Below are 27000 nucleotides of genomic sequence, written 5' to 3'. Positions count from 1 at the left end.
GCCAGCGCCCGCCAGGCACGCGATGATGGTAGGGAAGGTAGCGGCGCAGGAAGTCGAGATGGGCCTTTCCCCAGTCGGCGATCAGATCGTAGTCGTCGCAATCGCAGATCGTGCCGCAGACGACCAGGAACAGCACTTCGCTCAGCGGATGGGCGACTCGCCACGGCTCGCGCGGGTCCTCTATGGCGGCAAAATGGTCCAGAAGCGCCTTCAGGCGCGGCTTCTCGAACCCCTCGAGGGCAGCAATGGTCATGGCGGGCGCTCCGAATCAATGAGCGCCCATGGAATCAGCCAATCGACAACAGCGAAAGCGCGTTAACCTGAGTTCGGAGCCCTGGGACGAGATCCGGCATGCTTGCTTCATCGTTTCGGCTGGCGTAATGAAGCGCCGCGCCAGTGGGTTCTTGCAGCACCTGACCCACTGGAACGGCACCGCACGGCATCGAATCGAATGCCATATCCTGTGACAGAGCCCGACGCGACATGCCGGAGATATCCATCGTCATCCCTTGCCGGAACGAGGCGGCGAACCTGCCGCTTCTGCTCGACGAGATCGGGGCGGCGATGGCTGGGCGCGATTTCGAGGTGATCGTCGTCGACGACGGTTCGACCGATGACACTGCGTCGGTGCTTGCCGGCCAGGCAGCACTTTGCCCGTTTCCGCTCCGGCACCTGCGGCATGAGAAATCCGCCGGCCAGTCTCTCTCGGTGCGTTCGGGGGCATGGGCGGCACGCGGCAATATCGTCGCCACGATCGATGGCGACGGCCAGAACGATCCCCAATATATTCCGGTGCTGGTCGATGCCCTTCGCCAGGCCGGTCCCCGTTTCGGTGTTGCGCAAGGGGAGCGGCTGAAGCGTCGCGACAGCAAGATCAAGCAACTGGCGTCCCGTTTTGCAAACTGGCTGAGAAAGGCCATCCTGCATGACGAAACCCGCGACACGGGCTGCGGCCTGAAGGCGATCCATACCGACATCCTCAGGAAATTGCCGTTCTTCGATGGCACGCACCGCTTTGTTCCGGCCCTCGTCATCCAGGAAGGGTACCGGGTCGTGCATTGCGACGTCGTCGACCGTTCCCGCCGCCACGGCAAGTCGAATTACGGGATTTTCGATCGCGGCCTGCAAGGCGTGCTTGATCTCGCCGGTGTCTGGTGGCTGCGCCGAAGGCGCCGGAGAATGCCAAAAACAGAGGAAATCAGGCATGGCTAACGTGCTTCAGGAATTAGCGACCTGGCTTCACGAAGTCTTCGTCAAGCAATTCGATGCTTGGGTTCTGCTCGGCTTCGTCGCCCAGTTCTTTTTTTCGATGCGTTTCGTCGTGCAGTGGGTCGCCTCGGAAAGAGCCAAGCGCAGCGTCGTGCCAATCGCCTTCTGGTTCTTTTCGCTCGGCGGCGGCTGCCTGCTGCTGATCTACGCCATCCAGCGGCAGGATCCGGTTTTCATCGCCGGCCAGTCCATGGGCCTGTTCATCTATATCCGCAATCTCTGGCTGATCGCCAACGAGCGCAAGGCGGCGATGACAAAGGTCGATTGAGCAACCTGCCTCCATAAACAAGCGAACGGGGAGGGGCCGACGTGGCGAGCAGGAACTACCTTTTTCTCTTCCTGTTCAGCCTGCTGATGACGGTTTCGGGGCTGGCGACCATGCCGCCGCTCGACCGCGACGAGCCGCGCTTCATGCAGGCCACCAAGCAGATGGTCGAGACCGGCGACTATGTCGACATTCGCTTCCAGGAGGGTTCCCGCTACCAGAAGCCGATAGGAATCTACTGGCTGCAATCCCTGGCCGTAGCGCTAAGCGGCGAGGGGCCTGCGGCGCCGGTCTGGGTGTATCGGCTCGTCTCGGCTCTTGGCATCGCCATCGCCGTTGTGGCGACGGCCTGGACAGGAGCTAATCTTTTCGGCGCCAGCGCCGGTCTTGCCGCCGGCTTAGTCATGGCCGCGATCTTCGCGACAGCTTTCGAGGGGCGTGACGCCAAGACCGATGCGGTCCTGCTGGCTTGTTGCATCGCGGCGCAAGGCGCACTGGCGCAGATTTATACGGCCTCGCGCCGGAATGCAGCCGTCACCAGCCATTTGCCATGGATCTTCTGGGCAGCCCAGGGTGGTGCAATCCTCATCAAGGGCCCGATCGCGCCGCTCTTGTCGGCGCTCACGGTCGCCGTGCTGTTCGCGTTCGAGCGGGACTGGCGCTGGTTGTCGAAGCTGAAGGCGGGGCGCGGCCTGGCTCTCGTGTTGCTGATCGTGCTGCCCTGGCTCGTCCTCATCACCTGGAAAAGCGGCGGCACTTTCCTGCAGCAAGCCGTCGGCAACGACATGCTCGGCAAGGTCGCGCAGGGCAGGGAATCCCATGGTGCCCCGCCCGGCTTCTATGTCTTGACCTATTCGCTGTTCATGTGGCCCTTCGGCCTGATCGCGCTCGGCGCCGGGCTCCAGGCCCTCAATCGCCTGCGCGATGATCCCCGGCTCCGCTTCTGCCTCGCCTGGTACATCCCGTTCTGGCTTTTGTTCGAGTTGATCCCGACAAAACTGCCGCACTATGTCCTGCCGGCCTATCCCGGCATGGCGCTGCTGGTCGGCTGGCTTTTGACGTTGCATCCGGAGAAGGCGAATGCGCCGCTGCAGCGCTGGCAGAAATGGTTGTGGTGGGCGACCGCCTTTGGCCTCGCCTTGGTCACAACAGGCCTTGCGGTGCTTTGCATCGCCGCGCCGCTCTATTTTACCGGAGCGTTCTTATGGTGGAGCATTCCGGCGGCCCTTGCGGCGGTCGGGGCCGGCTATCTCGGCTTTTCTCGCCAACTGCAAGTGCCGCTCGGCCGCATCGGAGCAATCGCGATTTGTGCGGGCATTGGCTATGCTTTGCTGTTCGGCGTCATCGCGCCGTCATTGAAGCCGATTTGGATGAGCCGCGAGATAGAGGCTGCGCTTCGCGCCAATCAGCCTTGCGAGACGACGGTGCTCGCCTCCGCCGGGTATCACGAACCGAGCCTGGTTTTTATGGTGGGCACAAAAACGATATTGACCAATCTCGATGGTACTGCGCAACATCTGCTTGCCGATCCCGCCTGCGCGCTGGCGCTGGCACCGGTCGGCGAAGAAAAGAGGCTGGACGACCTGCTGGCAGGGCAGGGCAGGTCGGCGAACCGCGTCGCTCGGATCGATGGCGTCAATTATTCGTCGGGGGAGAAAATGTCGCTTGGTCTATACCGGATCGCCGACTGACTTCAGTGGTTTGACATGAGCATTGGTCGCAGAGCTCCGGTTCTTGAGTTGCTTCGAAAGCTGCCGGCTCGGTCGATGGGCAATCTCCAGCAAACGGTGACGATAGCTCGTTCCCGATTTGCGAGGCGACCGGCCAATTATTCCAGGATTCCGTGGCCGGCCCTGGTGGTCGTCTATCTGTTGCTGACGGTTGCCTGCATGGTTTTCGTCGACGGCGTGTCTGTCAGCTGGCGGGCTCATTTGCCGAGCGGGTTTGTGGCAGTTGCCAAGGCTTTCACCAATTTCGGGTTGGGCGGCTGGTTTCTCATCCCGTCCCTGTTGCTGTTCGTGCGGGTCAATCTGCTGGATTGGCAAGCCCTTTCAAAGCGTTGGCGCATGGTTGCGTACAACTGGACCTGCTTCGCCTTCTTCGTGGTGAGCGCGATCGGATTGTCAGGACTGACGGTGACGGTCCTGAAGTACGTCATCGGCCGGGGACGGCCAGCCCTGGACATAGGGTTGTTCTCGTTCCACCCATTGAAGTTCGACCCGTATTTCGCCAGTTTTCCCTCCGGCCATGCTGCGAATATGGGCGCGGCTGCGACAATGGTGATGCTACTTTTCCCATCGTGGGGGAAATACGCTGTTTTGCCCATCACCATCTGGATAGCGGTGACGCGGATTGTGGTCGGCGCGCACTTTCCGAGCGATGCGATCGCGGGCTTCGGCCTCGGCGTGGGCTGCACCGTCGTTACGGCGCTGATCTTTGCCCGGCTCGGCTTCATCTTCCGCCACACGGCGGCGGGGTTGCCGATCCGCAAGAAGACATTCAGGCTTCGCGCGACGTGGCGCAAGCCGGCAGGCCCGTCGCGGATGCTTTTCCCGGAGGCAGCCAGTCCCTGAGCGGGACTACTTGCTATCCAGTCCGCCGTAGGATCGTACCAGCCGGATCATGTCGGGCGAGTTCGCCTCGCTCTCGAGCCCCTCGGCGACACCGCTGCGGTCGGCGATGGGCCGGTTCTGGCTGACCTTCCACTTGCCTTGCATGTCCGTGATCTCGATTTCCAGCCCGACAATGCCCTTGATCTGCGACTGGATGAAGGTGGCTGGCGCGTCGGTCACCGCCCAGGGCGCTTCGCGAGCGCCTTCCTGAGACACCGTCAGGTCGGAAATCTGCTGGGCCAGCCAGTCCTGGTTCTCGATCACCCGGACGGCACCGCGCACCTGGACGATGGCGTAATTCCAGGTCGGCACGACCTTCCCGGTCTCGCGCTTGGTCTCGTACCAGGATGGCGTCACATAGGCATCGGTGCCCTGGAATACGACCAGCACGGGCGATGCCGGGCTGTCGGCCAGCAGGCGCCATTGCGGATTGGCCCTCGCCAGATGGGCGCGCAGCCTGCCGTTCGGCGGTGCCTTTGCGTCGAGCAGGGAGGGGGCGTCGAGCAGGAACGGGATCGCGTTCGCGACCGGCCCCTCAGCTCCATTTGAAATCAGCAGGCCAAGCGGATGCGCCCGGATCAGTCCGTGCAGGACGTCCTGCCGCGTTTCCTGGAAATGAGGGGGCTGGTACATCGTCGCCCGCCGACTATCTCAGCCGTTTTGGCCGCGGGTCGGACAACTCGCCGGCCAGACGGCGGTCGAGATAGTCCGCGCATTCCTGGAGCAGAAGATCCGCGTCATTGGAGAAGAAATGGTTGGCGCCGGGCAAGGTCTTCTGGGTGATGGTGATGCCCTTTTGCGTGTGCAGCTTGTCGACCAGCCCCTGCACGTCCTTTGGCGGCGCGACCTTGTCGGCGTCGCCATGGATGATGAGGCCGGACGACGGGCAGGGTGCTAGGAACGAGAAATCATAGGTGTTGGGCTGCGGGGCGATCGAGATGAAGCCTTCGATCTCGGGCCGGCGCATCAGAAGCTGCATGCCGATCCACGAGCCGAACGAATAGCCGGCGACCCAGCAGCTCTTGGAATCCGGATGCAGCGACTGCACCCAGTCGAGTGCCGCGGCCGCATCCGACAATTCGCCGGTGCCGTGGTCGAATTCGCCCTGGCTGCGGCCGATGCCCCGGAAATTGAAGCGAAGCGTGGTGAAATCCCGCTTCTGGAACATGTAGAAGAGGTCGTAGACGATCTTGTTGTTCATCGTGCCGCCGAACTGGGGGTGCGGGTGCAGGATGATGGCAATCGGCGCGCTCTTTTCCTTGGAAGGCTGGTAACGACCCTCCAGGCGGCCGGCCGGACCGGTGAAAATGACCTCAGGCATAAAAGACTCCAATCCGTACGAATGCGCGGCGCCCGGAACAACTCTTCCTCTGGCCCCAGCTTCCCAGGTCTTGACGCAGGGCGAGCGTCTTTCTAGAAGCTAGTTTAGAATTGTTCAAAACTGGGTGGTCAAAACATCGTGGCTTGGCCATCCGCGCCGCAAGCCGCGTAAATAGGACGGCTTGCCTTGCAATTTCAAGGAAATAACGCGCTATCCTCGCGGAATGGCTCTTGAAGGGATCGATTGAAACGAAAATGGCCGGAACGCGCGCCTATCTCGACTACAATGCTAGCGCGCCGCTGCTTGCCGCGGCGCGCGCCGCAATGATTGCCGCGCTCGATGTCGCCGCCAATCCGTCGTCGGTCCATGCCGAGGGTCGCGCCGCGAGGCGGCTGATCGAGAATGCGAGGCGCGATGTCGCGGCGATGGCCAATGCCAGGTCCGAGCACGTCGTATTCACCTCCGGTGCGACGGAAGCCGCTTCGACGCTGCTGACGCCGGATTGGCAGATGGGGCGCGGCGCTGTCCGCATGTGCCGGCTCTATGTGTGCGAAGCCGATCATCCTTGCGTGCTGAATGGCGGGCGATTTCCGGCAGCTCGGGTGACGCGCATCGGCGTCGACGCCGACGGCGTCGTCAGGCTGGAGGCCTTGGCGGCGGCGCTCGCCGCGCATGACAAGTCGGACGGCCTGCCGCTGGTGGCGATCCATGCCGCCAACAACGAGACCGGCGTTATCCAGCCCGTCGAACGCATCGCCGAAATCGTCAAGGCGGCTGGCGGCATCCTGGTTGTCGACGCCGTGCAGGCAGCCGGCCGCATTCCGCTGGATATGTCGGCAGGTTGCGCCGATTACTTGATCCTGTCTTCGCACAAGATCGGCGGCCCCAAAGGTGTTGGCGCCATCGTCGCCGCCTCGGACCTGATGATGCCAAGGCCCTTGATCGCCGGAGGCGGCCAGGAAAAGGGTCATCGTGGCGGCACCGAAAACGCGGCCGCGATCGCCGGTTTTGGCGCGGCGGCGCGGGAAGCCCTGATCGGATTGAAGAGCATCGATGCGGTTGCTCGCCACCGCGACGAGATCGAGGCCATCGTGAAAACGCTGGTGCCGGATGCGGAAATCTTCGGAACCGGTGCGCCGAGGCTTGCCAATACGACATTCTTCGCTATTGCGGGCATCAAGGCCGAGACGGCGCAGATCGCGTTCGATCTGGCCGGGGTGGCGCTGTCGGCGGGATCCGCCTGTTCATCGGGCAAGGTCGGCCCGAGCCATGTGCTGAAAGCCATGGGGTACAATGACAGCCTTGGCGCTTTGCGTGTGTCCATCGGCCACGCAACGAGCACCGAGGACATCGAACTGTTCCGCGCTGCGCTGGCGGATATTGCCTCGCGGCAAGCCGGTAGGGAAAAGGCGGGCAGGGAAGAAGCCGCCTGAGCGCGGCAAACAAACGCAGGCCTTCGGGCCTGGTAGAGCCGTGCGTTTCGTTTTGGCCGGGTGAATTTCCGGTGGAAACGCACTATATGGAACTTACGCCGCCATGCGGTGCCATAGTTTGAAAACTGCCGGGCCTTGACCCCGGCGTGGATGGAGAACGCCTATGCCTGCTGTGCAGGACACGATCGATCGGGTTCGAAAGATCGACGTCGACCAATACAAATATGGATTCCAGACCGAAATCGCGATGGACAAGGCCCCGAAGGGCCTGAGCGAAGACATTATACGCTTCATTTCGGCGAAGAAGGACGAGCCGTCCTGGATGCTGGAATGGCGTCTGGAAGCCTATCGGCGCTGGGTGACGCTGGAGGCGCCGACCTGGGCGCGCGTCCACTATCCGAAGATCGATTTCCAGGACATCTATTATTACGCGGCGCCCAAGAGCACGCCGGGACCGACCTCGCTGAGCGACGTCGATCCCGAGTTGCTGAAGGTCTATGAGAAGCTCGGCATCCCGCTGAGGGAACAGGAAATCCTCGCCGGCGTGCAGAAGACCGACGTCTCGGAACTCGAAGAACCCAGCGACAATGTCTACAAGTCGGGCCGCGTCGCCGTCGACGCGGTGTTCGATTCGGTCTCCGTCGTCACCACTTTCAAGAAGGAGCTGGCGCAGGCCGGCGTCATCTTCTGCTCGATTTCGGAAGCCATCCGCGAGCATCCGGAACTGGTGCAGAAATATCTCGGCTCGGTCGTGCCGACCTCCGACAATTTCTACGCCACGCTGAATTCCGCCGTGTTCACCGACGGCTCCTTCGTCTTCGTGCCCAAGGGCGTGCGCTGCCCGATGGAACTGTCGACCTATTTCCGCATGAACGAGAAGAACACCGGCCAGTTCGAGCGCACGCTGATCATCGCCGAGGAGGGTGCTTACGTCTCCTATCTCGAAGGCTGCACGGCGCCGCAGCGCGACGAGAACCAGCTTCATGCCGCCGTGGTCGAGCTGGTCGCGCTCGACGATGCCGAGATCAAATATTCGACGGTGCAGAACTGGTACCCCGGCGACGCCGAAGGCAAGGGCGGCATCTACAACTTCGTCACCAAGCGCGGCGACTGCCGCGGCGACCGCTCGAAGATTTCGTGGACGCAGGTCGAGACCGGCTCGGCCATCACCTGGAAATATCCGAGCTGCATTCTGCGCGGCGACGATTCCAGCGGCGAGTTCTATTCGATCGCCGTGTCGAACGGCTACCAGCAGGTCGACAGCGGCACCAAGATGATCCATCTCGGCAAGAACACGTCGAGTCGCATCATCTCCAAGGGCATCGCCGCCGGTTTCTCGCAGAACACCTATCGCGGCCAGGTCTCGGCGCACCGCAAGGCGACCAACGCCCGCAACTTCACCAACTGTGACTCGCTGCTGATCGGCGACCAGTGCGGCGCGCACACCGTGCCCTACATGGAAGCCAAGAACGCGACGGCGCAGTTCGAGCATGAGGCGACGACGTCGAAGATTTCCGAGGACCAGAAATTCTACGTCATGCAGCGTGGCATTCCGGAAGAAGAGGCGATCGCGCTGATCGTCAACGGCTTCGTCAAGGACGTCATCCAGCAACTGCCGATGGAATTTGCGGTCGAGGCGCAGAAGCTGATCGGTATCAGCCTCGAGGGCTCGGTCGGCTGACCGGACAAAAATTTTCAGGAAAAGAAAAAATGCTTGAGATCAAGAACCTCCATGCCCGTATCGTCGACGACGGCACCGAGATCATCCGCGGCCTGAACCTGACGGTGAAAGCCGGCGAGGTCGCCGCCATCATGGGCCCGAACGGCTCGGGCAAGTCGACGCTGTCCTACATCCTCGCCGGGCGCGAGGACTATGAGGTCACCGAGGGCGATATCCTCTACAACGGCCAGTCGATCCTCGAAATGGATCCGGCCGAACGCGCCGCAGCAGGCATCTTCCTCGCCTTCCAGTATCCGATGGAGATACCGGGCGTGGCAACGATGGAATTCCTGAAAGTGGCGATGAACGAGCAGCGCAAGGCGCGCGGCGAGGAACCGCTGAAGATCCCGGAATTTCTGAAGCGCGTGAAGGACGCGGCCGCCTTGCTCAACATGGACATGGCCATGCTGAAACGGCCGCTCAACGTCGGCTTCTCCGGCGGCGAGAAGAAGCGCGCCGAGATCCTGCAGATGAAGCTTCTGGAGCCGAAGCTGTGTGTGCTCGACGAGACCGATTCCGGCCTCGACATCGATGCGCTGAAGATCGTCTCGGAAGGCGTCAATGCGCTGCGCGCGCCAGACCGCGCCATGGTCATCATCACCCACTACCAGCGCCTGCTTCAGTACATCGTGCCGGATAGCGTGCACGTGCTCTACAGAGGCCAGGTGGTCAAGTCCGGCGACAAATCGCTGGCGCTCGACCTCGAAGCCAACGGCTACGCCGGCGTGATCGGCGAAGCCGCGTGAGATGCCAGAAGGCCCAGAAGGCAAGCCAAATAAGGCGAAACTGATGAATATACACACCACACCCCAGCGAACGCCGGCCGAAACGGCGCTGATCGACGCTTTCGGCGACCGGCTGTCGCTGCTGCCGGGCGACGGCACGGTGATGCTGAAACGCGACGACGCCATCGAGGCGATCAAGAGCGGCCTGCCGACGCGGCGCATCGAGTCCTGGCATTATACCGACCTGCGCCGACTGTTGACTTCGGTGCCGGACTTCGATCCCGCAGCCGCCCCGAACGCCATTGCGCCAATCGTCGAAGGTTCGGCCGTCCTGCCGGTCCTGAACGGCGTGTCGAGCACGAAAACGCCCGATATCGAGGGCATCGCCGTGCAGCGCCTGTCGGAAAAGCTGACCGACGGCAGCATCGCGCCTGGGCTCGATCGCTATGGCGCCGACGATGCCATCGGCGCGCTGAACACAGCTTTCGTTGCCGACGGCTATTTTGTCGACATCGCCGACGGCACCGAACTGGACAAACCAATCGAGCTGCAGAACCTGCAATCAGGCGGCCAGACGCATGTGCGGCTTTTGACGCGGGTCGGTGCCGGCGCCAAGGCTGTCATCGTCGAGCGCCAGACGGGCGAGGGCGCCGCATTGGTCAGCTCGGTCAGCCAGCTTCTGCTTGGTGAGGGCGCCGACGTGACGTGGCTGATCGTGCAGGAGCAGCCGGATACGGCGACGCATCTTGCCCAGTTCAAGGCGCATCTCGGCAAGGATTCCAAACTGACGCTGTTCGTGATGAATGCCGGCGGCAAACTGGTGCGGCAGGAGATCGTGGTGAAGACCACCGGCGAAGGCGCCGACTTCACGCTGCGCGGCATCAACCTGCTTGCCGGCGACACCCATACCGACGTGACCATGGTGCTCGACCATGCCGTGCCGCACACGGCGTCGACGGAAGTGATCCGCAACGTGGTGACCGGAAGGGCGCGCGGCGTCTTCCAGGGTCGCATCAACGTCCACCAATATGCGCAGAAGACCAACGCCAAGATGGCCTGCAACACGCTGCTTCTGTCGGATGACGGCGAGTTCTCGACCAAGCCTGAGCTCGAAATCTTCGCGGACGACGTCGTCTGCGGCCATGGCGCGACCGTCACCGAGATCGACCACAGCCACCTGTTCTACCTGATGGCGCGCGGCATCGACGAGAAGACCGCGCGCGGGTTCCTGGTCAAGGCTTTTGTCGCCGAAGTGATCGAGGAACTGGACGACGAGGCGATCGTCGAGGCGCTGGAAGCAAGGCTCGACGACTGGTTCCTGGCGCACGGGTAAGGAGGTTGAGGGGTGTCGGAAGGAACGGCGGCGTAGCAAGGACTTCGAAATGGACCAGAAAGTCGAAAACATTCCCTACGACGTCGAGGCGATCCGCCGCGACTTCCCGATCCTGTCGCGAGAGGTTTACGGCAAGCCGCTGGTCTATCTTGACAACGGCGCCTCGGCGCAGAAGCCGCAGGTCGTGCTCGACACCATCCAGCACGCCTATTCCCAGGAATACGCCAACGTCCATCGCGGGCTGCATTTCCTGTCCAATGCTGCGACCGACGCCTATGAGAAGGCCCGTGCGACGGTGCGCCGGTTCCTCAATGCGCCGAGCACCGACAACATCGTCTTCACCTCGAACACCACAGCGGCGATCAACACCGTCGCCTATGGCTTCGGCATGCCCAATATCGGCGAGGGCGACGAGATCGTTCTGTCGATCATGGAGCACCATTCCAACATCGTGCCGTGGCATTTCATCCGTGAGCGGCAAGGCACCAGGCTGGTCTGGGTGCCGGTCGACGATCTCGGCGTCTTTCATATCGAAGAGTTCGAGAAGCGACTGACCGACCGGACGAAGCTTGTCGCCATCACGCACATGTCGAACGCGCTGGGCACGGTGACGCCGATCAAGGAGATCGTGCGCATCGCGCATGCGAGAAACATTCCCGTGCTGGTCGACGGCAGCCAGAGCGCCGTGCATATGCCGATCGACGTGCAGGATCTCGACTGTGATTTCTTCGTCTTCACCGGCCACAAGGTCTACGGTCCTTCAGGCATCGGCGTGCTCTATGGCAAGAAGGACATTCTCGCGGGCATGCGCCCGTTCATGGGCGGCGGCGAAATGATCGAGGAGGTGACGGAGGGCATCGTCACCTACAACGAGCCGCCGCATCGTTTCGAGGCCGGCACGCCGCCGATCGTGCAGGCGATCGGGCTGGGTGCAGCACTCGAATACATGGAAAAGATCGGCCGCGAGCGCATTGCCGCTCACGAGGCCGATCTGAAGGACTATGCCCATGAGCGGCTTAGGGCCATCAACTCGCTGCGCATCTTCGGCGATGCGCCCGGCAAGGGCGCCATAATCTCCTTCGAATTGCAGGGCATTCATGCCCATGACGTCTCGATGGTGATCGACCGGCAAGGCGTTGCCGTACGCGCCGGCACCCATTGCGCCCAGCCGTTGTTGAAACGCTTCGGCGTAACGTCCACATGCAGGGCATCGTTCGGCATGTATAATACCAGGGCCGAAGTCGACGCTTTGGCCGATGCGCTGGAAAAAGCGCGAAAGTTCTTCGGGTGACGATCATGGACGATGCCAGCCATACCGCTGAGACCACTCCGGAAACGGCTACCGACGAGGTGGTTTCCGCCTCGGCCATTCCCGCCGATGAACTCGCGCGGCTGACCGACGACATCGTCTCGGCGCTGAAGACGGTTTACGACCCGGAAATCCCGGCCGACATCTATGAGCTTGGCCTCGTCTACAAGATCGACATCGAGGACGACCGCTCGGTCAAGATCGACATGACGCTGACCGCGCCCGGCTGTCCGGTGGCCGGCGAAATGCCGGGCTGGGTGGAGAATGCCGTGGGCGCCGTCGAAGGCGTTTCCGGCGTCGAGGTCAACATGACCTTCGATCCGCCGTGGTCGCCCGACCGCATGTCGGAAGAGGCGCAGGTCGCGGTGGGGTGGTATTGAGGCGCACTTGCGCCAGGCAGAAAACTTCACCATTTTAGGTGAAGAATCATTCGGCAGGCCTTGAACCTGCAGAGAATGGAGAAAGAAAAGATGGGACGCTTCGCCGTCATCACGATGACCGAAAAGGCTGCCGACCGGGTACGCGAGATCGTCGCAACCCGTGAGAATGCGCATGGCATTCGCCTTGGCATCAAGAAGGGCGGCTGCGCCGGCATGGAATATACGGTCGACCTGGTGACCGAACCCAACATCAAGGACGACCATGTCGAGCGCGACGGCGCCCATGTCTATGTCGCGCCCGAGGCCGCACTCTTCCTGTTCGGCACCGAGATGGATTTCGAGCAGACGACGCTGCGCACCGGCTTCACCTTCCGCAACCCCAACCAGAGTTCGGCCTGCGGCTGCGGCGAATCGGTCGAGTTGAAGCCAGCCGACCTCAAGGCCTTGGCGGAGGCGCGTGCTTCAGCCTGAGCGCGGCCTGACATCGAGGTTCGTCCCGTTTCCTGCATTGGCGCCGACAGTCGCAAGTGATCGCATTGATAGCCGTCCGCCAGCAGATTCACGCTGACAATGCCGCCTTGGCACAACTCTTCGAGGAGATGCAGCGGCATTATCAGGTGCCGTGTCCCTCGCTTGGGACGATCCTTTCCGATCTCGCCAGCTTGCCCTCGGGTGTCGAGATCCTCGTTGCCGAGACTGATCGCATCATCGGCTTTGCCATTTTCGCCACGATCTATCCCGGTCCTAGCCTGAAGGCCGGCATCTTCCTCAAGGAACTGTTTGTCTCGCAAGCGTTTCGCGGCACTGGCGCGGGGAGGCTGCTGATGCGGGAACTGGCACGCATGGCTCTTCAGCGCGGCCACAAGCGCCTCGACTGGACTGCCGATCGCGAAAACAATCGCTTGCTCGCCTTCTACGATGACATTGGCGGGACCGTTCAACGGGAGAAGCTCTTCTACCGGCTGAGCGGCGAGGCGCTTGCGGCATTTGCCGACGAGGGCTGAATTCTAGGCCACCCACATCTCCGTCCGCTTGTGCCACTCGGCGATCGATTCTTCGGGATAGACATCGAAGACCTTGTCGTCCTCGCCGATCGCGGGCTCGACCCAGTTCGCCTTGTATTTCAGCATCAGATGCACTTTCTCCGGCGGTTTCGGCAGGTCGCTGTCGATCGCCGAGGCGAAGGGATGGACCAGCTCCGGCCAGGTCGGATCGTAGAGCCAGAGCGCCGATCCGCATTTCCGGCAGAAATTGCGCTCGCCTGACGATATCTCGCATTGCGGATGCTCGTCGTCCTCGATCTCGGCCTGGTAGACGCCAAGATTGCGCTTGCCCCTGATTTTCAGCGTATCGAAATCGGCGCCGAGATTGATGGCGAAGCCACCGCCGCCCTGCTGCTTGCGGCAGATCGAGCAGTAGCACAGCATGAACGGCACCGGCGTGTGGCTTTCCACTTCGAAGCGGACAGCATTGCACCGGCAGGACCCTTTGAGCAGAAGCGGCATGAAAAAACTCCGTCGAATTTGGCTTTTCAACCTGTCAGCATGGTTTTGGTTGCGGCGATGACAAGGGGAAATCCTGATGCCATGATCGCGACATGGACAATGAACGCATCGCCGAACTTTTTGAAGGCCTCGGCCCGGTCAGTATCCGCAAGCTGTTCGGCGGCAAGGGCATCTATTTCGACGGCGTCATCGTGGCGATCGTGCTTCGCGGCGAGCTTTTGCTGAAGGCCGACGCGGAAAGCATGGCCGATTTCGCGGAAGCCGGCTGCACGCAGTGGACCTATACCGGCTCGAGGCACGGCAAGCTGGTGTCCATGCCGTATTGGAGCATTCCCGACAGCGCTTTCGACGATCCGGATGAGATGGCGATCTGGGCACGCCGGGCCTATGAGGCGGGGCTGCGGGCCGGCAAATAGGCTGTCTCCGCCGGTCATCATCACCTCATGCCACGTCCTGCGGCTCGGGTATAAGGGCCAGCGCCTCGGCAAAACTCGCCGCCGTAAAGGCCGGTGCAAATTCGGCACTTTCGATGGCGAGCATTGCCGCGGCAACGCCTTCGCGCAGCGCCGCCCGCAGCGTCAGGCCGCGCAGCCGGGCGGCGACCGTTGCGCCCGCCAGCGCATCGGCAGCGCCGTCCGCGACCTTTCCTGGCGGCAGGATCGAGAAGGCGCCGGCTTCGTCGAAACCCAGCACCGCACCGTCATCCGCCGTCACCACGCCGCTTTTGAGGCCCGCGCGCCTCAGGCCGTCGACAATGTCTTGCTCCGCAGCGCCGATATCGGCACCGGTGAGTGCGATGGCATCGCCTCGGTTCATGAAGAGCAGCGCCAGACTGCCGAGCACCGGAGCGAGCCCCGCCACCTTGGGCGGCGATATGGCGAGGGCGAAGACCGGCTTGCCGGCGGCAAGCGCCAGCAGCCGCTCAAGTGCCGCCGACGGCAGGTTGGCGTCGCACAGGACCGCATCGGCAATGCCGATCGCCTCGCGCACCTTGGCGCGGCGGATCTGCTTGGGAAGCGCCAGTTCGTAGAGCGCCATGTCGGCAAGGCCGACGATCAGCGCGCCGTCGCGGTCGACCAGCACTGTGTTGCTCGGCGTCGTGCGATCGAGGAACACCGCGGACAGATCGGCAATGCCGGCGGAAGCGATGGCGCGCGCGACCCTGTCAGCCAGGACATCGCCGCCGCGCACCGAAAGCAGCGAGCCGGAGACGCCGCGGCGTACCGCACTGCGCAAGGCATTGAAGACGGCGCCGCCGACATCCTCGCGCATCGTGCCGGGATTTGACGCGGCCGGAGCAAAGGCGCCCGAAACCTGGCCGCGCCGGTCTATATAGGCGCCGCCTGCGGCCAGGATTGTCGGCGACTTCATCATGCCGGCGAGATGACCTTTGCTGATTGCCCGGGTGGAGACTAGGTTGTCCGGCGGGACCCGGCAACCGAAGACGCGATTCGGAAGATCGCAGCACGATCCTGCGCGGGAAGCGGGATACATCCGGAGCCGAAAACACGAAACAAAAAAAGAACAAATCCGGATATTGTTTGTTTTTCAGATATTTGATGTCTCTTTCCAAACGAGAACAAATAAGGTACAAATTAGCAAGGATTACGGATTGTCCGGCCTTCATTGACGACCAAGGGGTGATGTATCATGGCTCAGAATTCTTTGCGGCTTGTAGAGGACAAGGCAGTGGACAAATCAAAGGCTCTGGATGCGGCGCTGTCGCAAATCGAGCGTGCTTTCGGCAAGGGCTCGATCATGCGGCTCGGCGCAAACGAGCAGGTCGTCGAGATCGAAACGGTGCCGACCGGTTCGCTTGGCCTCGACATCGCGCTTGGCGTCGGCGGCCTGCCGCGCGGCCGCATCGTCGAGATCTACGGGCCTGAAAGCTCGGGCAAGACGACGCTGGCGCTGCACACGGTGGCCGAAGCTCAGAAGAAGGGCGGCATCTGCGCCTTCGTCGATGCCGAGCACGCGCTCGACCCGGTCTATGCCCGCAAGCTCGGCGTCGATCTCGAAAACCTCCTGATCTCGCAGCCCGATACCGGCGAGCAGGCGCTGGAGATCTGCGACACGCTGGTGCGCTCCGGCGCCATCGACGTGCTGGTGGTCGATTCGGTCGCGGCGCTGACGCCGCGTGCCGAAATCGAGGGCGAAATGGGTGATTCGCTGCCTGGCCTGCAGGCCCGCCTGATGAGCCAGGCGCTGCGCAAACTGACCGCCTCGATCTCGCGCTCCAACACCATGGTCATCTTCATCAACCAGATCCGCATGAAGATCGGTGTCATGTTCGGTTCGCCCGAGACCACGACCGGCGGCAACGCGCTGAAATTCTATGCCTCGGTGCGCCTCGACATTCGCCGCATCGGCTCGGTCAAGGACCGCGACGAGGTCGTCGGCAACCAGACCCGCGTCAAGGTGGTCAAGAACAAGCTGGCGCCGCCCTTCAAGGTGGTGGAGTTCGACATCATGTATGGCGAAGGCGTGTCCAAGACCGGCGAACTGGTCGACCTCGGCGTCAAGGCCGGCGTGGTCGAAAAGTCGGGCGCCTGGTTCTCCTACAATTCGCAGCGTCTCGGCCAGGGCCGCGAGAACGCCAAGCTGTTCCTGCGCGACAATCCCGACACGGCGCGCGAGATCGAGCTGGCGCTGAGGCAGAATGCCGGGCTGATCGCGGAGAAATTCCTCGAGGATGGCGGCGCCGAGAGCAGCGATGACGGTTTCGAGGACGAAGCGGGCGCGATGTAGGATGCAGGCTGTGCCAGCCGGAGTACCTGTTTGAATTCGCGTATCCTGAATTGAGTTGGTGTAATCGATGTGTTCATGCCGCCGGCCTTGGGCCGGCGGTTTGCTTTTTTGGCGGTGACTCTGGCCGCCCTGGACAGCCGGCAAAGGCTACGGTTTGGAGCAATCCGTGTTTCTGGACAGGGTGCGGTGCGACGGCTAAAAGGCCATGGCTATTTTCCGCCGGCAATCGGCGGTTCTCTCGAAAAGGCAGTATTCATGAGTGGCGTGAACGAGATCCGGTCGGCATTTCTCGACTATTTTCGCAAAGAGGGTCACGAGGTCGTCGCCTCGAGCCCGCTGGTGCCGCGCAACGACCCGACGCTGATGTTCACCAACGCCGGTATGGTGCAGTTCAAGAACGTCTTCACCGGCTTGGAAAGCCGTCCCTATTCGCGCGCCACGACCTCGCAGAAATGCGTACGCGCCGGTGGCAAGCACAACGACCTCGACAATGTCGGCTACACCGCCCGTCACCACACCTTCTTCGAGATGCTCGGCAATTTCTCGTTCGGCGATTATTTCAAGGAGCGCGCCATCGAGCTTGCCTGGAACCTGATCACCCGCGAATTCGGCATCGCCAAGGATAGGCTTCTGGTGACCGTCTACCATACCGACGACGCGGCCGCGGGCTTCTGGAAGAAGATCGCCGGATTGCCGGAGGACAGGATCATCCGCATCGCCACCAGCGACAATTTCTGGGCGATGGGCGATACCGGCCCCTGCGGCCCGTGCTCGGAAATCTTCTACGACCATGGCGACGACATTCCGGGCGGCCCGCCCGGCAGCCCGGACGAGGACGGTGACCGCTTCATCGAGATCTGGAACCTCGTGTTCATGCAGTTCGAGCAGGTGACGAAGGCGGAGCGGGTCGAACTGCCGCGCCCGTCGATCGATACCGGCATGGGGCTGGAGCGCATCGCCGCTGTCCTGCAGGGCGAGCACGACAATTACGACATCGACCTGTTCAAGGCGCTGATCCGTGCCTCGGAAGAGGCGACCGGCGTCAAGGCGGAAGGCAAGAACCGGGCAAGCCATCGCGTCATTGCCGATCACCTGCGCGCCTCGAGCTTCCTCATCGCCGATGGCGTGCTGCCGTCGAACGAAGGCCGCGGCTATGTGCTGCGCCGCATCATGCGTCGCGCCATGCGTCATGCACAGCTTTTGGGCGCCCGCGATCCGCTGATGTGGCGGCTGGTGCCGGCGCTGGTGCGCGAGATGGGCCAGGCCTATCCCGAACTGGTGCGCGGCCAGCCGCTGATATCAGAGACGCTGAAGCTCGAGGAAACGCGCTTCCGCAAGACGCTGGCGCGCGGCCTCGGCCTGCTCGCCGACGCAACCGAGACGCTCGGCAGCGGCGACCGGCTCGACGGCGAGACGGCGTTCAAGCTCTATGACACCTATGGCTTCCCGCTCGATCTCACCCAGGATGCCTTGCGCCAGCGCGGCGTTTCGGTCGACCTCGACGGCTTCAATGCAGCGATGGAGCGGCAGAAGGCCGAGGCGCGGAAGAGCTGGGCCGGTTCCGGCGATGCGGCCACGGAGACCGTCTGGTTCGCTGTCCGCGAGAAGGCGGGCGCAACCGAATTCCTGGGCTACGACACCGAGCAGGCAGAAGGCATCGTCCAGGCGCTGGTCAGGGATGGCGTTGCGGTGGAGAGCGCCGTTGCCGGCGATACGATAGGCGTTGTCGTCAACCAGACGCCATTCTATGGCGAGTCCGGCGGCCAGATGGGCGACACAGGCGTGATTACGGGCGAGGGCTTTGCGATCGAGGTCACCGACACGCAGAAGAAGGGCGACGGCCTGTTCGTGCATTTCGGCAAGGTCACCAACGGCACCGTCAAGACGGGTGAAGCGGTCGAATTGAAGGTCGACCATATCAGGCGCACGCGGCTGCGCTCCAATCATTCGGCGACCCACCTTGTCCACGAGGCGCTGCGCGAGGTGCTCGGCACCCATGTCGCGCAGAAGGGCTCGCTGGTCGCGCCGGAACGGCTGCGCTTCGACTTTTCCCACCCGAAGCCGATTTCAGCCGAGGAGCTGGAACGCGTCGAGGCGATGGCCAACGAGGTCGTCGTGCAGAACGGCCCGGTGACGACGCGGCTGATGAGCGTCGACGACGCGATCGCCGAGGGCGCCATGGCGCTGTTCGGCGAAAAGTATGGCGACGAGGTTCGCGTCGTGTCGATGGGCACCGGGATCGCCGGCGACAAGGCCGGCAAGCCCTATTCGGTCGAGCTGTGCGGCGGCACCCACGTCGGCGCCACCGGCGATATCGGCCTGGTCCGGTTGGTGTCGGAGGGCGCCGTCGCCGCCGGCGTACGCCGCATCGAGGCGCTGACCGGAGAGGCGGCCAGAAAGCATCTCGACGAGCAGGACAAGCGGCTGAAGGCGGTCGCTGCCACGCTGAAGATTTCGCCGGCCGACGTGCCGGCTCGCGTCGAGGCGCTGCTCGACGAGCGCAAGAAGCTCGAGAAGGAGCTGACCGAAGCGCGCAAGAAGCTGGCGCTGGGCGACCGTTCGCCAGCCGGTGTGCCGACCGAAAACGAGACCATTGCCGGTGTCGGCTTCCTCGGCAAGGCGGTATCGGGCGTGGCGCCAAAGGATTTGAAGCCGTTGGCCGATGCCGGCAAGAAGTCGCTGGGCTCCGGCGTCGTCGTCTTCGTTGGCACGGCTGAGGACAACAAGGCGAGCGTCGTGGTCGGCGTCACTGACGACCTGACCGGCCGCTTCAGCGCCGTCGATCTGGTCCGCGTGGCGTCCGCGGCATTGGGCGGGCAGGGCGGCGGCGGCCGCCCCGACATGGCCCAGGCCGGCGGCCCGGATGCCTCGAAGGCCGAGGACGCGATCGCTGCGGTGAAGGCGGCGCTGGAGGCCGCGTGATCGGATAATAAGGATCTGGGAGAATTTGACGAAGGCTCTCGGCCTCTCAGAGGCTTGTCACCCGGATTTTTCGGTGTTGGCAAAGCTCGGGCGCGCAGCGATGCGTTCCCACCAATCCCGAATACCGGGAAATTCTGCCAGCAGCTTCTGCCCCTCTGCGACCTTGAGAAAATAGCCGATGATCGGTGCTGCATGCAGGTCGGCGAGTGTCAGTTGCTCGCCCAGCAGCCACGGTCCGGCGGCTTTCAGCGAGGTCATCACGCGAAGCACCGTGGCCGCCTGGCCAAGTTCGGCGGCGATCAGCGCCTCGTCGGGCGCTTCTTTCTCCAGCCGCTCGACAGCGACATCCCAGACCATCGCCTGATAGCCATAGGCGTCGAGCATGCCGATGATCTGGTTCATGGTTGCACGAGGCCGGGCTTTGACGGGCTGCAACGCAGGTCCGCCGAAAGCCTCGTCGACATATCTGGCAATTGAACTGGTCTCGTAGAGGCGAAACCCGTCATGCTCGAAGGCCGGGATGCGGCCGAACGGGTGATGGTCGAAATACCAGGCCGGAATGCCGTCCGCCGCAAAGATGTCGACCGGCACAAGTTCGTAGTCGACGCCCTTTTCCTCGAGCACGAGGCGGACGATGCGCACATAGACGCTGTAGTCCGCCCCATAGACGACGGGCTTGCTCATGCCGCTCGCCTGATCATTCCACTCGTATGCTCAGGCCATCGCCTTCTGCAGATTCTCGTCGATCTTGTCGAGGAAGCCGGTGGTCGAGAGCCATGGCTGGTCGGGGCCGATAAGCAGCGACAGGTCCTTGGTCATGAAGCCGGCCTCGACAGTCTGGATGCAGACCTTTTCCAGCGTCTCGGCAAAGCGCTTCAGCTCGGCGTTGTCGTCGAGCTTGGCGCGGTGCGCCAGGCCGCGCGTCCAGGCGAAGATCGACGCGATCGAATTGGTCGAGGTTTCCTCACCCTTCTGATGCTGGCGATAGTGGCGGGTGACGGTGCCATGCGCGGCTTCCGCCTCCACCGTCTTGCCGTCCGGCGTCATCAGCACCGAGGTCATCAGGCCGAGCGATCCGAAACCTTGCGCCACGGTGTCGGACTGCACGTCGCCGTCATAGTTCTTGCAGGCCCAGACATAGCCGCCCGACCATTTCAGGCTGGAGGCGACCATGTCGTCGATCAGCCGGTGCTCGTACCAAAGCTTTTTGGATTTGAACTCGGCTTCGAATTCCGCCTCGTAGACTTCCTGGAAAATGTCCTTGAAGCGGCCGTCATAGGCCTTGAGGATGGTGTTCTTGGTCGAGAGGTAGACCGGGTAATTGCGCAGCAGGCCGTAGTTCAGCGAGGCGCGGGCGAATTCGCGGATCGACTCGTCGAGATTGTACATGGCCATGGCGACGCCGGCGCCCGGCGCATCGTAGACGTCGTGCTCGATCACCGTGCCGTCCTCGCCGACAAACTTGATCGTCAGCTTGCCCTTGCCGGGAAAGCGGAAGTCGGTGGCGCGGTACTGGTCGCCGAAGGCGTGACGGCCGACGATGATCGGCTTGGTCCAGCCGGGCACCAGCCGCGGCACGTTCTTCATGATGATCGGCTCGCGGAAGATGGTGCCGCCGAGGATGTTGCGGATCGTGCCGTTCGGCGACTTCCACATCTTCTTCAGCTTGAATTCCTCGACGCGCTGTTCGTCGGGCGTGATCGTCGCGCATTTAACGCCGACGCCGTACTTCTTGATGGCATTGGCCGAATCGACGGTCACCTGGTCGTTGGTGGCGTCGCGGTGCTCGACGCCGAGGTCGTAATATTCAAGCTTGAGGTCGAGATAGGGGTGGATCAGCTTGTCCTTGATGAACTGCCAGATGATGCGGGTCATCTCGTCGCCGTCGAGTTCGACGACCGGGTTCGCCACCTTGATCTTCGCCATGGAAAGAATGCCTCATTGTTGGGGATCGGAACGGCCTTGCCCGCATGGCTTTCGGCCGGGGATGCGGCCCGTATATCAAAGCATTTTTGGCCGCGCAAACAGCGATCCACGCTGGCGGGCTCGACCGTGGCATCGGGTATTCCCTGCGAAAGCTTCATTTTCGCGGCCGGATATGGCAGGGGACGCTGAAATGCCGCAAACAGCAGTTCATTGACATCATGCAAGCCAGCAACGACATCCTTCCCGCCCCGGCGATCATCCTGGTCGAGCCGCAGCTTGGTGAGAACATCGGCATGGTCGCGCGTGCCATGGCGAATTTTGGCCTTGCCGAGCTGCGCCTCGTCAATCCGCGCGACGGCTGGCCGAGCGAGAAGGCGCGCGCCGCCGCGAGCCGCGCCGATCACGTCGTCGATGCCGCCAGAGTATTCGACGATCTGGCCTCGGCGATCGCCGACCTGAACTTCGTCTTCGCCACCACCGCGCGCGCGCGCGATAATTTCAAGCCGGTGCGCGGACCGGTCGAGGCGGGCAGGGCGTTGAGGGCGCGCCAACGATCCGGACAGCGCACCGGCATCCTCTTCGGCCGCGAGCGGTTCGGACTCTACAATGACGAGGTCGGCCTGGCTGACGAGATCGTCACCTTCCCGGTCGATCCCGCCTTCTCTTCGCTCAACATCGCCCAGGCGGCCCTGCTGATGTCCTATGAATGGATGAAGTCGGGCTTGGAAGATGAGACGAAAACCAATTTTTCCAGCCCTGACATGATGCCGGCGACCAAGGAGCAATTGCACGGCCTGTTCGCGTATCTGGAAGGCGCGCTCGAGGCACGCGGCTATTTCCGCCCGGCGCCGAAGAAGCCGAAGATGGTCGACAATCTGCGCGCGGTGCTGACGCGCGCCGGCTTCGCCGAGCCGGAGCTCAAGGTGCTGCGCGGTATCATATCGTCGCTGGACAGGTTTTCGCCGGCCATGCCGCGCGGCGACGGGTCGCCGGGCGATGATCCAAGGCGGCTCCCGGCAGCGGCCGCGCGCGCCGGCAAGGCGACAGACAAAGACTAGGACCAATCGTCACGCAATCACCAGTAACCGAATGTTATTTCGCATGAGTGACCATCCTTGTCGCTTCAAGACCATGATGGCTCCAGCATCATTGGTCAAAGCTTCAGCCAGCCTCCTCTCGTGGTCCCCAGCCTTCTCTCATAATCAATGACGATGACCGACCCCTCAAATGCCCGCCCGATCCTGATGTTCGATTCCGGCATCGGCGGGTTAACGGTGCTGCGCGAAGCGCGCGTGCTGATGCCCGATCGCCGCTTCGTCTATGTCGCCGACGACGCGGCTTTCCCCTATGGCGCTTGGGAGGAGCCGGCGCTGAGGGCACATATACTGGAGCTGTTCGGCAAATTGCTCGACCGGTTTTCACCGGCCATTTCGGTCATCGCCTGCAACACCGCCTCGACGCTGGTCATCGATGCATTGCGCGAAAGGTTTCCCGGTCATCCTTTCGTCGGCACGGTGCCGGCGATCAAGCCGGCGGCGGAACGCACGCGCTCCGGGCTGGTTTCGGTGCTGGCGACGCCCGGCACCGTCAAGCGCCAGTATACGCGCGACCTGATCGGCAAATGGGCTCGGAAATGCCACGTCCGTCTGGTCGGCAGCGACAATCTGGCCGGGCTGGCCGAGGTCTATATGCGTGAGGGCTTTGTCGACGAAGAGGCCGTGCGCGCCGAGATCGCACCATGCTTCGTTGAACATGATGAGCTGAGGACCGACATCGTCGTGCTTGCCTGCACTCACTATCCTTTTCTGGCCAACCGCATGCGCAAGACAGCACCCTGGCCGGTCGATTGGCTCGACCCCGCCGAAGCGATCGCGCGACGGGCGCTCTCGCTGCTTGCGGACATCGAACCAAAGAATCGCGGCGAGGCGTTGTCGGAAGGCGCTGATCTTGCTGTCTTCACCTCAAAGCGGGTTGATTTCCCGACTCGCCGCCTGATGCAGGGATTTGGCCTGGCGATTTCCTGATATTTAGGAACATCATCCCGACCGATACGTTTCCTCCTATTGCAAACGGGAGAAGCGATCATGCCAGCCACATCAAAGGCCCAGCAGAAAGCCGCCGGCGCGGCATTGTCCGCCAAGCGTGGCGAGACAAAGAAGAGCGAGCTCAAAGGCGCATCGAAGGGGATGTACAAATCCATGAGCGAAAAGCAGCTCGAGGAATTCGCCGAGACCAAGCGCAAGGGCTTGCCCGAGAAGAAATCGAAACACTAGTCCGCCCTTCCGACCGGGCACGTCCCGCCGGGCGGGCCGGTTTCGGTTCCCACGCGACCGGCCAGCGGTCAAACATAAGCCCGCGGCCGAAACCGCGGGGCTTTGAATGGAAGCGTCGAAGCGGTCCCTCAGCGAGCCGCAGCCAGCGCTACCCAAGCCTCGCTGCAGCGTCGTGCCTTGTGGTGTATGGCCTTGCGATGACCACGCCCCACACCATCTTCTTCCTGAACGCCGCGCCCGTATCCGCCTGCCATGAACAGCGCCGGCCGCAAGCTTGACACCGGTTCGATCTCCGTTTAATCAGCCCACCAACACCGGGCCGCAACGCCCGGTGGTTTCTTTATGTGCGCAAGACGTTTGGGAAGCCGATCTATCCGTCTCAGGTCTTGTCTAGAATGACGTGTCCCGTGGGTTTTCCGCCGCGTTGCGTGGGAAAACCCTGTCAGGTCTCGAAAACGGGGGCCAGAGGAGGGCGCGTTTCCTTCACCGGACCATGAGGTTCCGGGTGTGTTGTTTTGAAAGGGAATGCGATGAGCAAGCGCGAATCCGCGAAATACAAGATCGACCGCCGTCTCGGCGAAAACATCTGGGGCCGCCCGAAATCCCCGGTCAACAAACGCGAATACGGTCCCGGCCAGCACGGCCAGCGCCGCAAGGGCAAGCTTTCCGATTTCGGCCTGCAGCTGCGTGCCAAGCAGAAGCTGAAGGGTCACTACGGCGACGTTTCGGAAAAGCAGTTCCGCAAGGTCTATGAAGAGGCGGACCGCCGCAAGGGCGACACCTCGGAGAATCTGATCGGCCTGCTCGAATCGCGTCTCGACGCGGTCGTCTACCGCGCCAAATTCGTGCCGACCATTTTTGCCGCTCGCCAGTTCGTCAACCACGGCCACATCAACGTCAACGGCAAGCGCGTCAACATCGGCTCATACCGCTGCAAGCCGGGCGACGTCATCGAAGTGCGCGAAAAGTCGAAGCAGCTGGTGATCGTCCTGGAATCGGTAGGCCTGGCCGAGCGCGACGTGCCTGATTACATCGAGGTCGACCATAACAAGATGACCGCGACCTTCGGACGCATCCCCGGCCTGTCGGATGTTCCCTTCGCCGTGCAGATGGAACCGAACCTGGTCGTCGAATTCTATTCGCGCTGATCGAACACGTCGTTCGCGATACCATCGAAGGCCGCTCATCGAGGCGGCCTTTTCTTTGTCTGCTACGCTAGAGCGACGTGCCTCCGCTCGGACGCACAAGGTACGCTCTAGTTCTTTCTGCTTGCGCACCGTGCTGTCGAAAATCGATTTCGATTTTCGTGCCGATGCGCTAATCCGGGGCGGCAACAAGGACTTTGGGGCCGACGCGCTATGAATATGCTGCCGAACGCCGAAACACTTGAACCGATCGCCGATGCCGCAGGCGGCTTTCATCCGCTGTTTGCCGATGTGCCGTCCTCCGTCGAGTTCAACAAGTTGCGCAAGCGGCTACTGCGCCTCGCCCGTCAGGCGCTCGACGATTTTTCGATGGTGAGGCCCGGCGATCGCTGGCTCGTCGCCTTGTCGGGCGGCAAGGATTCCTATGGCCTGCTCGCTTTGCTGCTCGACCTGAAATGGCGCGGGCTGCTGCCGGTCGAGCTGTTGGCCTGCAATCTCGACCAGGGCCAGCCGAATTTTCCGAAACACATTCTGCCCGACTATCTCGATAGCCACGCCATTCCATACCGTATCGAATATCAGGATACCTATTCGGTGGTCACCGACAAGCTTCCCGAGAGCAGCACCTACTGTTCGCTGTGCTCGCGGCTGCGGCGCGGCCATCTCTACCGCATCGCCCGGGAGGAGGGCTGCTCGGCTTTGGTGCTCGGTCACCACCGCGAGGACATACTGGAAACCTTCTTCATGAACCTGTTCCACGGCGGTCGCCTCGCCGCCATGCCGCCAAAACTGCTCAACGACGACGGCGACGTCATGGTGCTGCGGCCGCTCGCCTATTGCGCCGAGGCCGATCTCGAAAGATTCGCCGGCGCCATGAAGTTCCCGATCATCCCGTGCCATCTGTGCGGCAGCCAGGATGGCCTGCAGCGCAATGCGATGAAGGCGATGCTCGACGACTTGGAAAAGCGCATGCCCGGCCGCAAGGATACGATGATCCACGCCATGACCAATGTGCGGCCCTCGCACCTGCTCGACAGAAAGCTGTTCGATTTCGCCGCCCTCAACGAGTCCCTCACCACAAGGCAAGACATTCCCGATGACATTTGACGAAACCGAGATCGACTGGCTTGCCAACCTTCTGTCCGACGCCGCCATTGCCGAGATCATGCCGCGCTTTCGCCGGCTTGATGAAGGCGAGGTTCGCCAGAAGACCTCGGCGGCCGACCTGGTGACGGAGGCCGACGTCAATGCCGAGCGGCTGATCACCGTCAGGCTGCGTGAGCGCTACCCCCAGGCGATGATCGTCGGCGAGGAGGCTTGTTCCGACGATCCGACGCTGCTCCAGGGTCTCGGCGACACCGACCTCGGCTTCGTCGTCGATCCGGTCGACGGCACCTTCAACTTCGCCTCCGGCGTGCCGCTGTTCGGCGTCATGCTCGGCGTCGTGGTGAAGGGCGAGACCGTCGCCGGCATCATTCACGACCCCGTCGGCAAGGACTGGCTGATCGGCGCCAAGGGTGCTGGCAGCCACATACGGCATGCGCATGGCACTCTGGAGAAGGTGCATGTCGCCGAGCCCGTGCCGATGTCGGAAATGACCGGCGCGGTTTCCTGGCAATACATGCCCGAGCCGGAACGGTCGCGGCTGGCGCGCAACCAGACGAAATCCCTGTCGCAATTCGGCTATCGCTGCGCGGCTCACGAATACCGTCTGCTGGCGAGTGGCCACGCTCATTTCGTCGTCTACAACAAGCTGATGCCGTGGGATCATCTGGCGGGCGTACTGATCCACGCCGAGGCCGGCGGTTACGCCGCGCATTTCGACGGCAGCGCCTATCTGCCTTCGCACGTCGGAGGTGGCCTGCTGGTCGCACCTGACAAGGAAAGCTGGCGCGAACTGCGCCGCGAACTCTGGGCGGAATAGGCAGGTCGGGATCGATCCGGGCCACGCCCGATCGGCCGATCTCGGCTGGCGCGAGTTGAAACGCTGTGCCAGGCGGCCTTCCACATCGACCCGGTGGCGGGCGTCAATTCGATGCGCAAGGTGAAGAAGCTCGCCGAGGACCATGGCGCCGAGCTGATGTATTCGCACGACATGGAGAACTTCAAAACCT

General features: G+C 62.5%; 28 protein-coding genes. 21 read left to right on the top strand and 7 right to left on the bottom strand.

The features are described 5' to 3' along the window. The coding region (locus IQ26_RS06930; RefSeq protein ID WP_420846395.1) for a transposase family protein at window positions 1–253 on the bottom strand (253 nt) is incomplete at its 3' end. A 230-nt stretch (window positions 254–483) separates the two neighbouring features. On the opposite strand from IQ26_RS06930, the gene IQ26_RS06925 reads away from it, so the two are divergent. The 4 genes from IQ26_RS06925 to IQ26_RS06910 all read left to right on the top strand — a co-directional run bounded on the left by IQ26_RS06925 (window position 484) and on the right by IQ26_RS06910 (window position 4107). Continuing rightward, entirely contained in the window at window positions 484–1212 is a 729-nt protein-coding gene (locus IQ26_RS06925) for a glycosyltransferase family 2 protein (RefSeq protein WP_145715195.1), read from the top strand. After that, the gene (locus tag IQ26_RS06920; RefSeq protein WP_145715193.1) at window positions 1205–1537 is read left to right on the top strand and encodes a lipid-A-disaccharide synthase N-terminal domain-containing protein; all 333 of its coding nucleotides are present in this window, start codon (window positions 1205–1207) and stop codon (window positions 1535–1537) included. The genes IQ26_RS06925 and IQ26_RS06920 overlap by 8 nt, the downstream gene beginning before the upstream one ends. A gap of 86 nt (window positions 1538–1623) precedes the next feature. Next, window positions 1624–3225 carry an ArnT family glycosyltransferase gene (locus IQ26_RS06915; RefSeq protein WP_145715232.1) on the top strand — a complete coding sequence of 534 codons (1602 nt, stop codon included), beginning with the start codon at window positions 1624–1626 and terminating at the stop codon, window positions 3223–3225. Between the two features lie 75 nt (window positions 3226–3300). Then, on the top strand, window positions 3301–4107 hold the full coding sequence (locus tag IQ26_RS06910) for a phosphatase PAP2 family protein (RefSeq protein ID WP_240547024.1): 807 nt from the start codon (window positions 3301–3303) through the stop codon (window positions 4105–4107). Window positions 4108–4113: 6 nt separating this feature from the next. On the opposite strand, the gene IQ26_RS06905 is transcribed toward IQ26_RS06910, so the two are convergent. After that, entirely contained in the window at window positions 4114–4779 is a 666-nt protein-coding gene (locus IQ26_RS06905) for an FMN-binding negative transcriptional regulator (RefSeq protein ID WP_145715188.1), read from the bottom strand. 13 nt (window positions 4780–4792) lie between these two features. Continuing rightward, window positions 4793–5467, bottom strand: coding sequence for an alpha/beta hydrolase (locus IQ26_RS06900; RefSeq protein WP_027154148.1), 675 nt, complete (start codon window positions 5465–5467; stop codon window positions 4793–4795). Between the two features lie 254 nt (window positions 5468–5721). Between IQ26_RS06900 and IQ26_RS06895 the strand changes: the two genes are divergently transcribed. From IQ26_RS06895 to IQ26_RS06860, 8 genes are all read left to right on the top strand, one after another. Next, window positions 5722–6900, top strand: coding sequence for a cysteine desulfurase family protein (locus IQ26_RS06895; protein ID WP_145715186.1), 1179 nt, complete (start codon window positions 5722–5724; stop codon window positions 6898–6900). A 163-nt stretch (window positions 6901–7063) separates the two neighbouring features. Continuing rightward, the gene (sufB, locus tag IQ26_RS06890; protein WP_145715184.1) at window positions 7064–8581 is read left to right on the top strand and encodes a Fe-S cluster assembly protein SufB; all 1518 of its coding nucleotides are present in this window, start codon (window positions 7064–7066) and stop codon (window positions 8579–8581) included. Window positions 8582–8610: 29 nt separating this feature from the next. After that, window positions 8611–9366 carry a Fe-S cluster assembly ATPase SufC gene (gene sufC / locus IQ26_RS06885; RefSeq protein WP_145715182.1) on the top strand — a complete coding sequence of 252 codons (756 nt, stop codon included), beginning with the start codon at window positions 8611–8613 and terminating at the stop codon, window positions 9364–9366. 43 nt (window positions 9367–9409) lie between these two features. Then, window positions 9410–10678, top strand: coding sequence for a Fe-S cluster assembly protein SufD (gene sufD / locus IQ26_RS06880; protein ID WP_145715180.1), 1269 nt, complete (start codon window positions 9410–9412; stop codon window positions 10676–10678). Between the two features lie 49 nt (window positions 10679–10727). Further along, window positions 10728–11969: a cysteine desulfurase gene (locus IQ26_RS06875; RefSeq protein ID WP_145715178.1), complete on the top strand. Its 1242-nt coding sequence runs from the start codon at window positions 10728–10730 to the stop codon at window positions 11967–11969. Window positions 11970–11974: 5 nt separating this feature from the next. After that, window positions 11975–12367 (top strand): SUF system Fe-S cluster assembly protein, encoded by a 393-nt coding sequence (locus tag IQ26_RS06870; protein ID WP_145715176.1) that lies wholly within the window; start codon window positions 11975–11977, stop codon window positions 12365–12367. A 90-nt stretch (window positions 12368–12457) separates the two neighbouring features. Then, window positions 12458–12838, top strand: a complete 381-nt coding sequence (gene sufA / locus IQ26_RS06865; protein ID WP_145715174.1) for a Fe-S cluster assembly scaffold SufA — start codon at window positions 12458–12460, stop codon at window positions 12836–12838. Between the two features lie 128 nt (window positions 12839–12966). Next, the gene (locus IQ26_RS06860; RefSeq protein ID WP_145715230.1) at window positions 12967–13371 is read left to right on the top strand and encodes a GNAT family N-acetyltransferase; all 405 of its coding nucleotides are present in this window, start codon (window positions 12967–12969) and stop codon (window positions 13369–13371) included. 3 nt (window positions 13372–13374) lie between these two features. Here the strand turns inward: IQ26_RS06860 and IQ26_RS06855 are convergent, their stop codons facing one another. Then, window positions 13375–13872: a GFA family protein gene (locus IQ26_RS06855; protein ID WP_145715172.1), complete on the bottom strand. Its 498-nt coding sequence runs from the start codon at window positions 13870–13872 to the stop codon at window positions 13375–13377. A gap of 92 nt (window positions 13873–13964) precedes the next feature. On the opposite strand from IQ26_RS06855, the gene IQ26_RS06850 reads away from it, so the two are divergent. Further along, the gene (locus tag IQ26_RS06850) at window positions 13965–14288 is read left to right on the top strand and encodes a TfoX/Sxy family protein (protein ID WP_145715170.1); all 324 of its coding nucleotides are present in this window, start codon (window positions 13965–13967) and stop codon (window positions 14286–14288) included. Window positions 14289–14313: 25 nt separating this feature from the next. On the opposite strand, the gene IQ26_RS06845 is transcribed toward IQ26_RS06850, so the two are convergent. Further along, complete coding sequence (locus tag IQ26_RS06845; protein ID WP_145715168.1) at window positions 14314–15246, bottom strand: PfkB family carbohydrate kinase; 933 nt, start codon at window positions 15244–15246, stop codon at window positions 14314–14316. 276 nt (window positions 15247–15522) lie between these two features. Between IQ26_RS06845 and recA the strand changes: the two genes are divergently transcribed. Further along, on the top strand, window positions 15523–16620 hold the full coding sequence (gene recA, locus IQ26_RS06840) for a recombinase RecA (RefSeq protein WP_145715166.1): 1098 nt from the start codon (window positions 15523–15525) through the stop codon (window positions 16618–16620). A gap of 255 nt (window positions 16621–16875) precedes the next feature. After that, entirely contained in the window at window positions 16876–19542 is a 2667-nt protein-coding gene (gene alaS / locus IQ26_RS06835) for an alanine--tRNA ligase (RefSeq protein ID WP_145715165.1), read from the top strand. A 57-nt stretch (window positions 19543–19599) separates the two neighbouring features. On the opposite strand, the gene IQ26_RS06830 is transcribed toward alaS, so the two are convergent. Next, window positions 19600–20226 (bottom strand): glutathione S-transferase family protein, encoded by a 627-nt coding sequence (locus IQ26_RS06830; RefSeq protein WP_145715162.1) that lies wholly within the window; start codon window positions 20224–20226, stop codon window positions 19600–19602. 30 nt (window positions 20227–20256) lie between these two features. Beyond that, entirely contained in the window at window positions 20257–21468 is a 1212-nt protein-coding gene (locus IQ26_RS06825; RefSeq protein ID WP_145715160.1) for an NADP-dependent isocitrate dehydrogenase, read from the bottom strand. Between the two features lie 218 nt (window positions 21469–21686). On the opposite strand from IQ26_RS06825, the gene IQ26_RS06820 reads away from it, so the two are divergent. The 6 genes from IQ26_RS06820 to IQ26_RS06795 all read left to right on the top strand — a co-directional run bounded on the left by IQ26_RS06820 (window position 21687) and on the right by IQ26_RS06795 (window position 26810). Continuing rightward, entirely contained in the window at window positions 21687–22526 is an 840-nt protein-coding gene (locus tag IQ26_RS06820; RefSeq protein ID WP_145715158.1) for an RNA methyltransferase, read from the top strand. Between the two features lie 153 nt (window positions 22527–22679). Then, window positions 22680–23492, top strand: a complete 813-nt coding sequence (gene murI, locus IQ26_RS06815; protein WP_145715156.1) for a glutamate racemase — start codon at window positions 22680–22682, stop codon at window positions 23490–23492. A 60-nt stretch (window positions 23493–23552) separates the two neighbouring features. Then, on the top strand, window positions 23553–23741 hold the full coding sequence (locus tag IQ26_RS06810) for a DUF3008 family protein (RefSeq protein WP_023717374.1): 189 nt from the start codon (window positions 23553–23555) through the stop codon (window positions 23739–23741). A 530-nt stretch (window positions 23742–24271) separates the two neighbouring features. Then, complete coding sequence (gene rpsD / locus IQ26_RS06805) at window positions 24272–24889, top strand: 30S ribosomal protein S4 (RefSeq protein WP_029353615.1); 618 nt, start codon at window positions 24272–24274, stop codon at window positions 24887–24889. Window positions 24890–25099: 210 nt separating this feature from the next. Beyond that, the gene (gene ttcA / locus IQ26_RS06800; protein ID WP_145715154.1) at window positions 25100–25993 is read left to right on the top strand and encodes a tRNA 2-thiocytidine(32) synthetase TtcA; all 894 of its coding nucleotides are present in this window, start codon (window positions 25100–25102) and stop codon (window positions 25991–25993) included. Beyond that, a complete protein-coding gene (locus IQ26_RS06795) occupies window positions 25983–26810 on the top strand; it encodes an inositol monophosphatase family protein (protein ID WP_145715152.1) in 828 nt (275 codons plus the stop codon). Before ttcA ends, IQ26_RS06795 begins: the two co-directional genes overlap by 11 nt. The last annotated feature ends 190 nt before the right edge of the window (window positions 26811–27000 follow it).

This window comes from Mesorhizobium tianshanense (assembly GCF_007830515.1).
GTDB lineage: Bacteria > Pseudomonadota > Alphaproteobacteria > Rhizobiales > Rhizobiaceae > Mesorhizobium > Mesorhizobium tianshanense.
The sequence above is the reverse complement of the archived record's forward strand: the minus strand, read 5'-3'. Positions and strand labels throughout refer to the sequence as shown.

Bases quoted from the DNA above. Each gene is read 5' to 3' on its own strand.
- IQ26_RS06925 (WP_145715195.1), top strand. From the start codon at position 484: ATGCCGGAGATATCCATCGTCATCCCTTGCCGGAACGAGGCGGCGAAC.
- IQ26_RS06920 (WP_145715193.1), top strand. From the start codon at position 1,205: ATGGCTAACGTGCTTCAGGAATTAGCGACCTGGCTTCACGAAGTCTTC.
- IQ26_RS06915 (WP_145715232.1), top strand. From the start codon at position 1,624: ATGACGGTTTCGGGGCTGGCGACCATGCCGCCGCTCGACCGCGACGAG.
- IQ26_RS06910 (WP_240547024.1), top strand. From the start codon at position 3,301: ATGGGCAATCTCCAGCAAACGGTGACGATAGCTCGTTCCCGATTTGCG.
- IQ26_RS06905 (WP_145715188.1), bottom strand. From the start codon at position 4,779: ATGTACCAGCCCCCTCATTTCCAGGAAACGCGGCAGGACGTCCTGCAC.
- IQ26_RS06900 (WP_027154148.1), bottom strand. From the start codon at position 5,467: ATGCCTGAGGTCATTTTCACCGGTCCGGCCGGCCGCCTGGAGGGTCGT.
- IQ26_RS06895 (WP_145715186.1), top strand. From the start codon at position 5,722: ATGGCCGGAACGCGCGCCTATCTCGACTACAATGCTAGCGCGCCGCTG.
- sufB (WP_145715184.1), top strand. From the start codon at position 7,064: ATGCCTGCTGTGCAGGACACGATCGATCGGGTTCGAAAGATCGACGTC.
- sufC (WP_145715182.1), top strand. From the start codon at position 8,611: ATGCTTGAGATCAAGAACCTCCATGCCCGTATCGTCGACGACGGCACC.
- sufD (WP_145715180.1), top strand. From the start codon at position 9,410: ATGAATATACACACCACACCCCAGCGAACGCCGGCCGAAACGGCGCTG.
- IQ26_RS06875 (WP_145715178.1), top strand. From the start codon at position 10,728: ATGGACCAGAAAGTCGAAAACATTCCCTACGACGTCGAGGCGATCCGC.
- IQ26_RS06870 (WP_145715176.1), top strand. From the start codon at position 11,975: ATGGACGATGCCAGCCATACCGCTGAGACCACTCCGGAAACGGCTACC.
- sufA (WP_145715174.1), top strand. From the start codon at position 12,458: ATGGGACGCTTCGCCGTCATCACGATGACCGAAAAGGCTGCCGACCGG.
- IQ26_RS06860 (WP_145715230.1), top strand. From the start codon at position 12,967: ATGCAGCGGCATTATCAGGTGCCGTGTCCCTCGCTTGGGACGATCCTT.
- IQ26_RS06855 (WP_145715172.1), bottom strand. From the start codon at position 13,872: ATGCCGCTTCTGCTCAAAGGGTCCTGCCGGTGCAATGCTGTCCGCTTC.
- IQ26_RS06850 (WP_145715170.1), top strand. From the start codon at position 13,965: ATGGACAATGAACGCATCGCCGAACTTTTTGAAGGCCTCGGCCCGGTC.
- IQ26_RS06845 (WP_145715168.1), bottom strand. From the start codon at position 15,246: ATGATGAAGTCGCCGACAATCCTGGCCGCAGGCGGCGCCTATATAGAC.
- recA (WP_145715166.1), top strand. From the start codon at position 15,523: ATGGCTCAGAATTCTTTGCGGCTTGTAGAGGACAAGGCAGTGGACAAA.
- alaS (WP_145715165.1), top strand. From the start codon at position 16,876: ATGAGTGGCGTGAACGAGATCCGGTCGGCATTTCTCGACTATTTTCGC.
- IQ26_RS06830 (WP_145715162.1), bottom strand. From the start codon at position 20,226: ATGAGCAAGCCCGTCGTCTATGGGGCGGACTACAGCGTCTATGTGCGC.
- IQ26_RS06825 (WP_145715160.1), bottom strand. From the start codon at position 21,468: ATGGCGAAGATCAAGGTGGCGAACCCGGTCGTCGAACTCGACGGCGAC.
- IQ26_RS06820 (WP_145715158.1), top strand. From the start codon at position 21,687: ATGCAAGCCAGCAACGACATCCTTCCCGCCCCGGCGATCATCCTGGTC.
- murI (WP_145715156.1), top strand. From the start codon at position 22,680: ATGACCGACCCCTCAAATGCCCGCCCGATCCTGATGTTCGATTCCGGC.
- IQ26_RS06810 (WP_023717374.1), top strand. From the start codon at position 23,553: ATGCCAGCCACATCAAAGGCCCAGCAGAAAGCCGCCGGCGCGGCATTG.
- rpsD (WP_029353615.1), top strand. From the start codon at position 24,272: ATGAGCAAGCGCGAATCCGCGAAATACAAGATCGACCGCCGTCTCGGC.
- ttcA (WP_145715154.1), top strand. From the start codon at position 25,100: ATGAATATGCTGCCGAACGCCGAAACACTTGAACCGATCGCCGATGCC.
- IQ26_RS06795 (WP_145715152.1), top strand. From the start codon at position 25,983: ATGACATTTGACGAAACCGAGATCGACTGGCTTGCCAACCTTCTGTCC.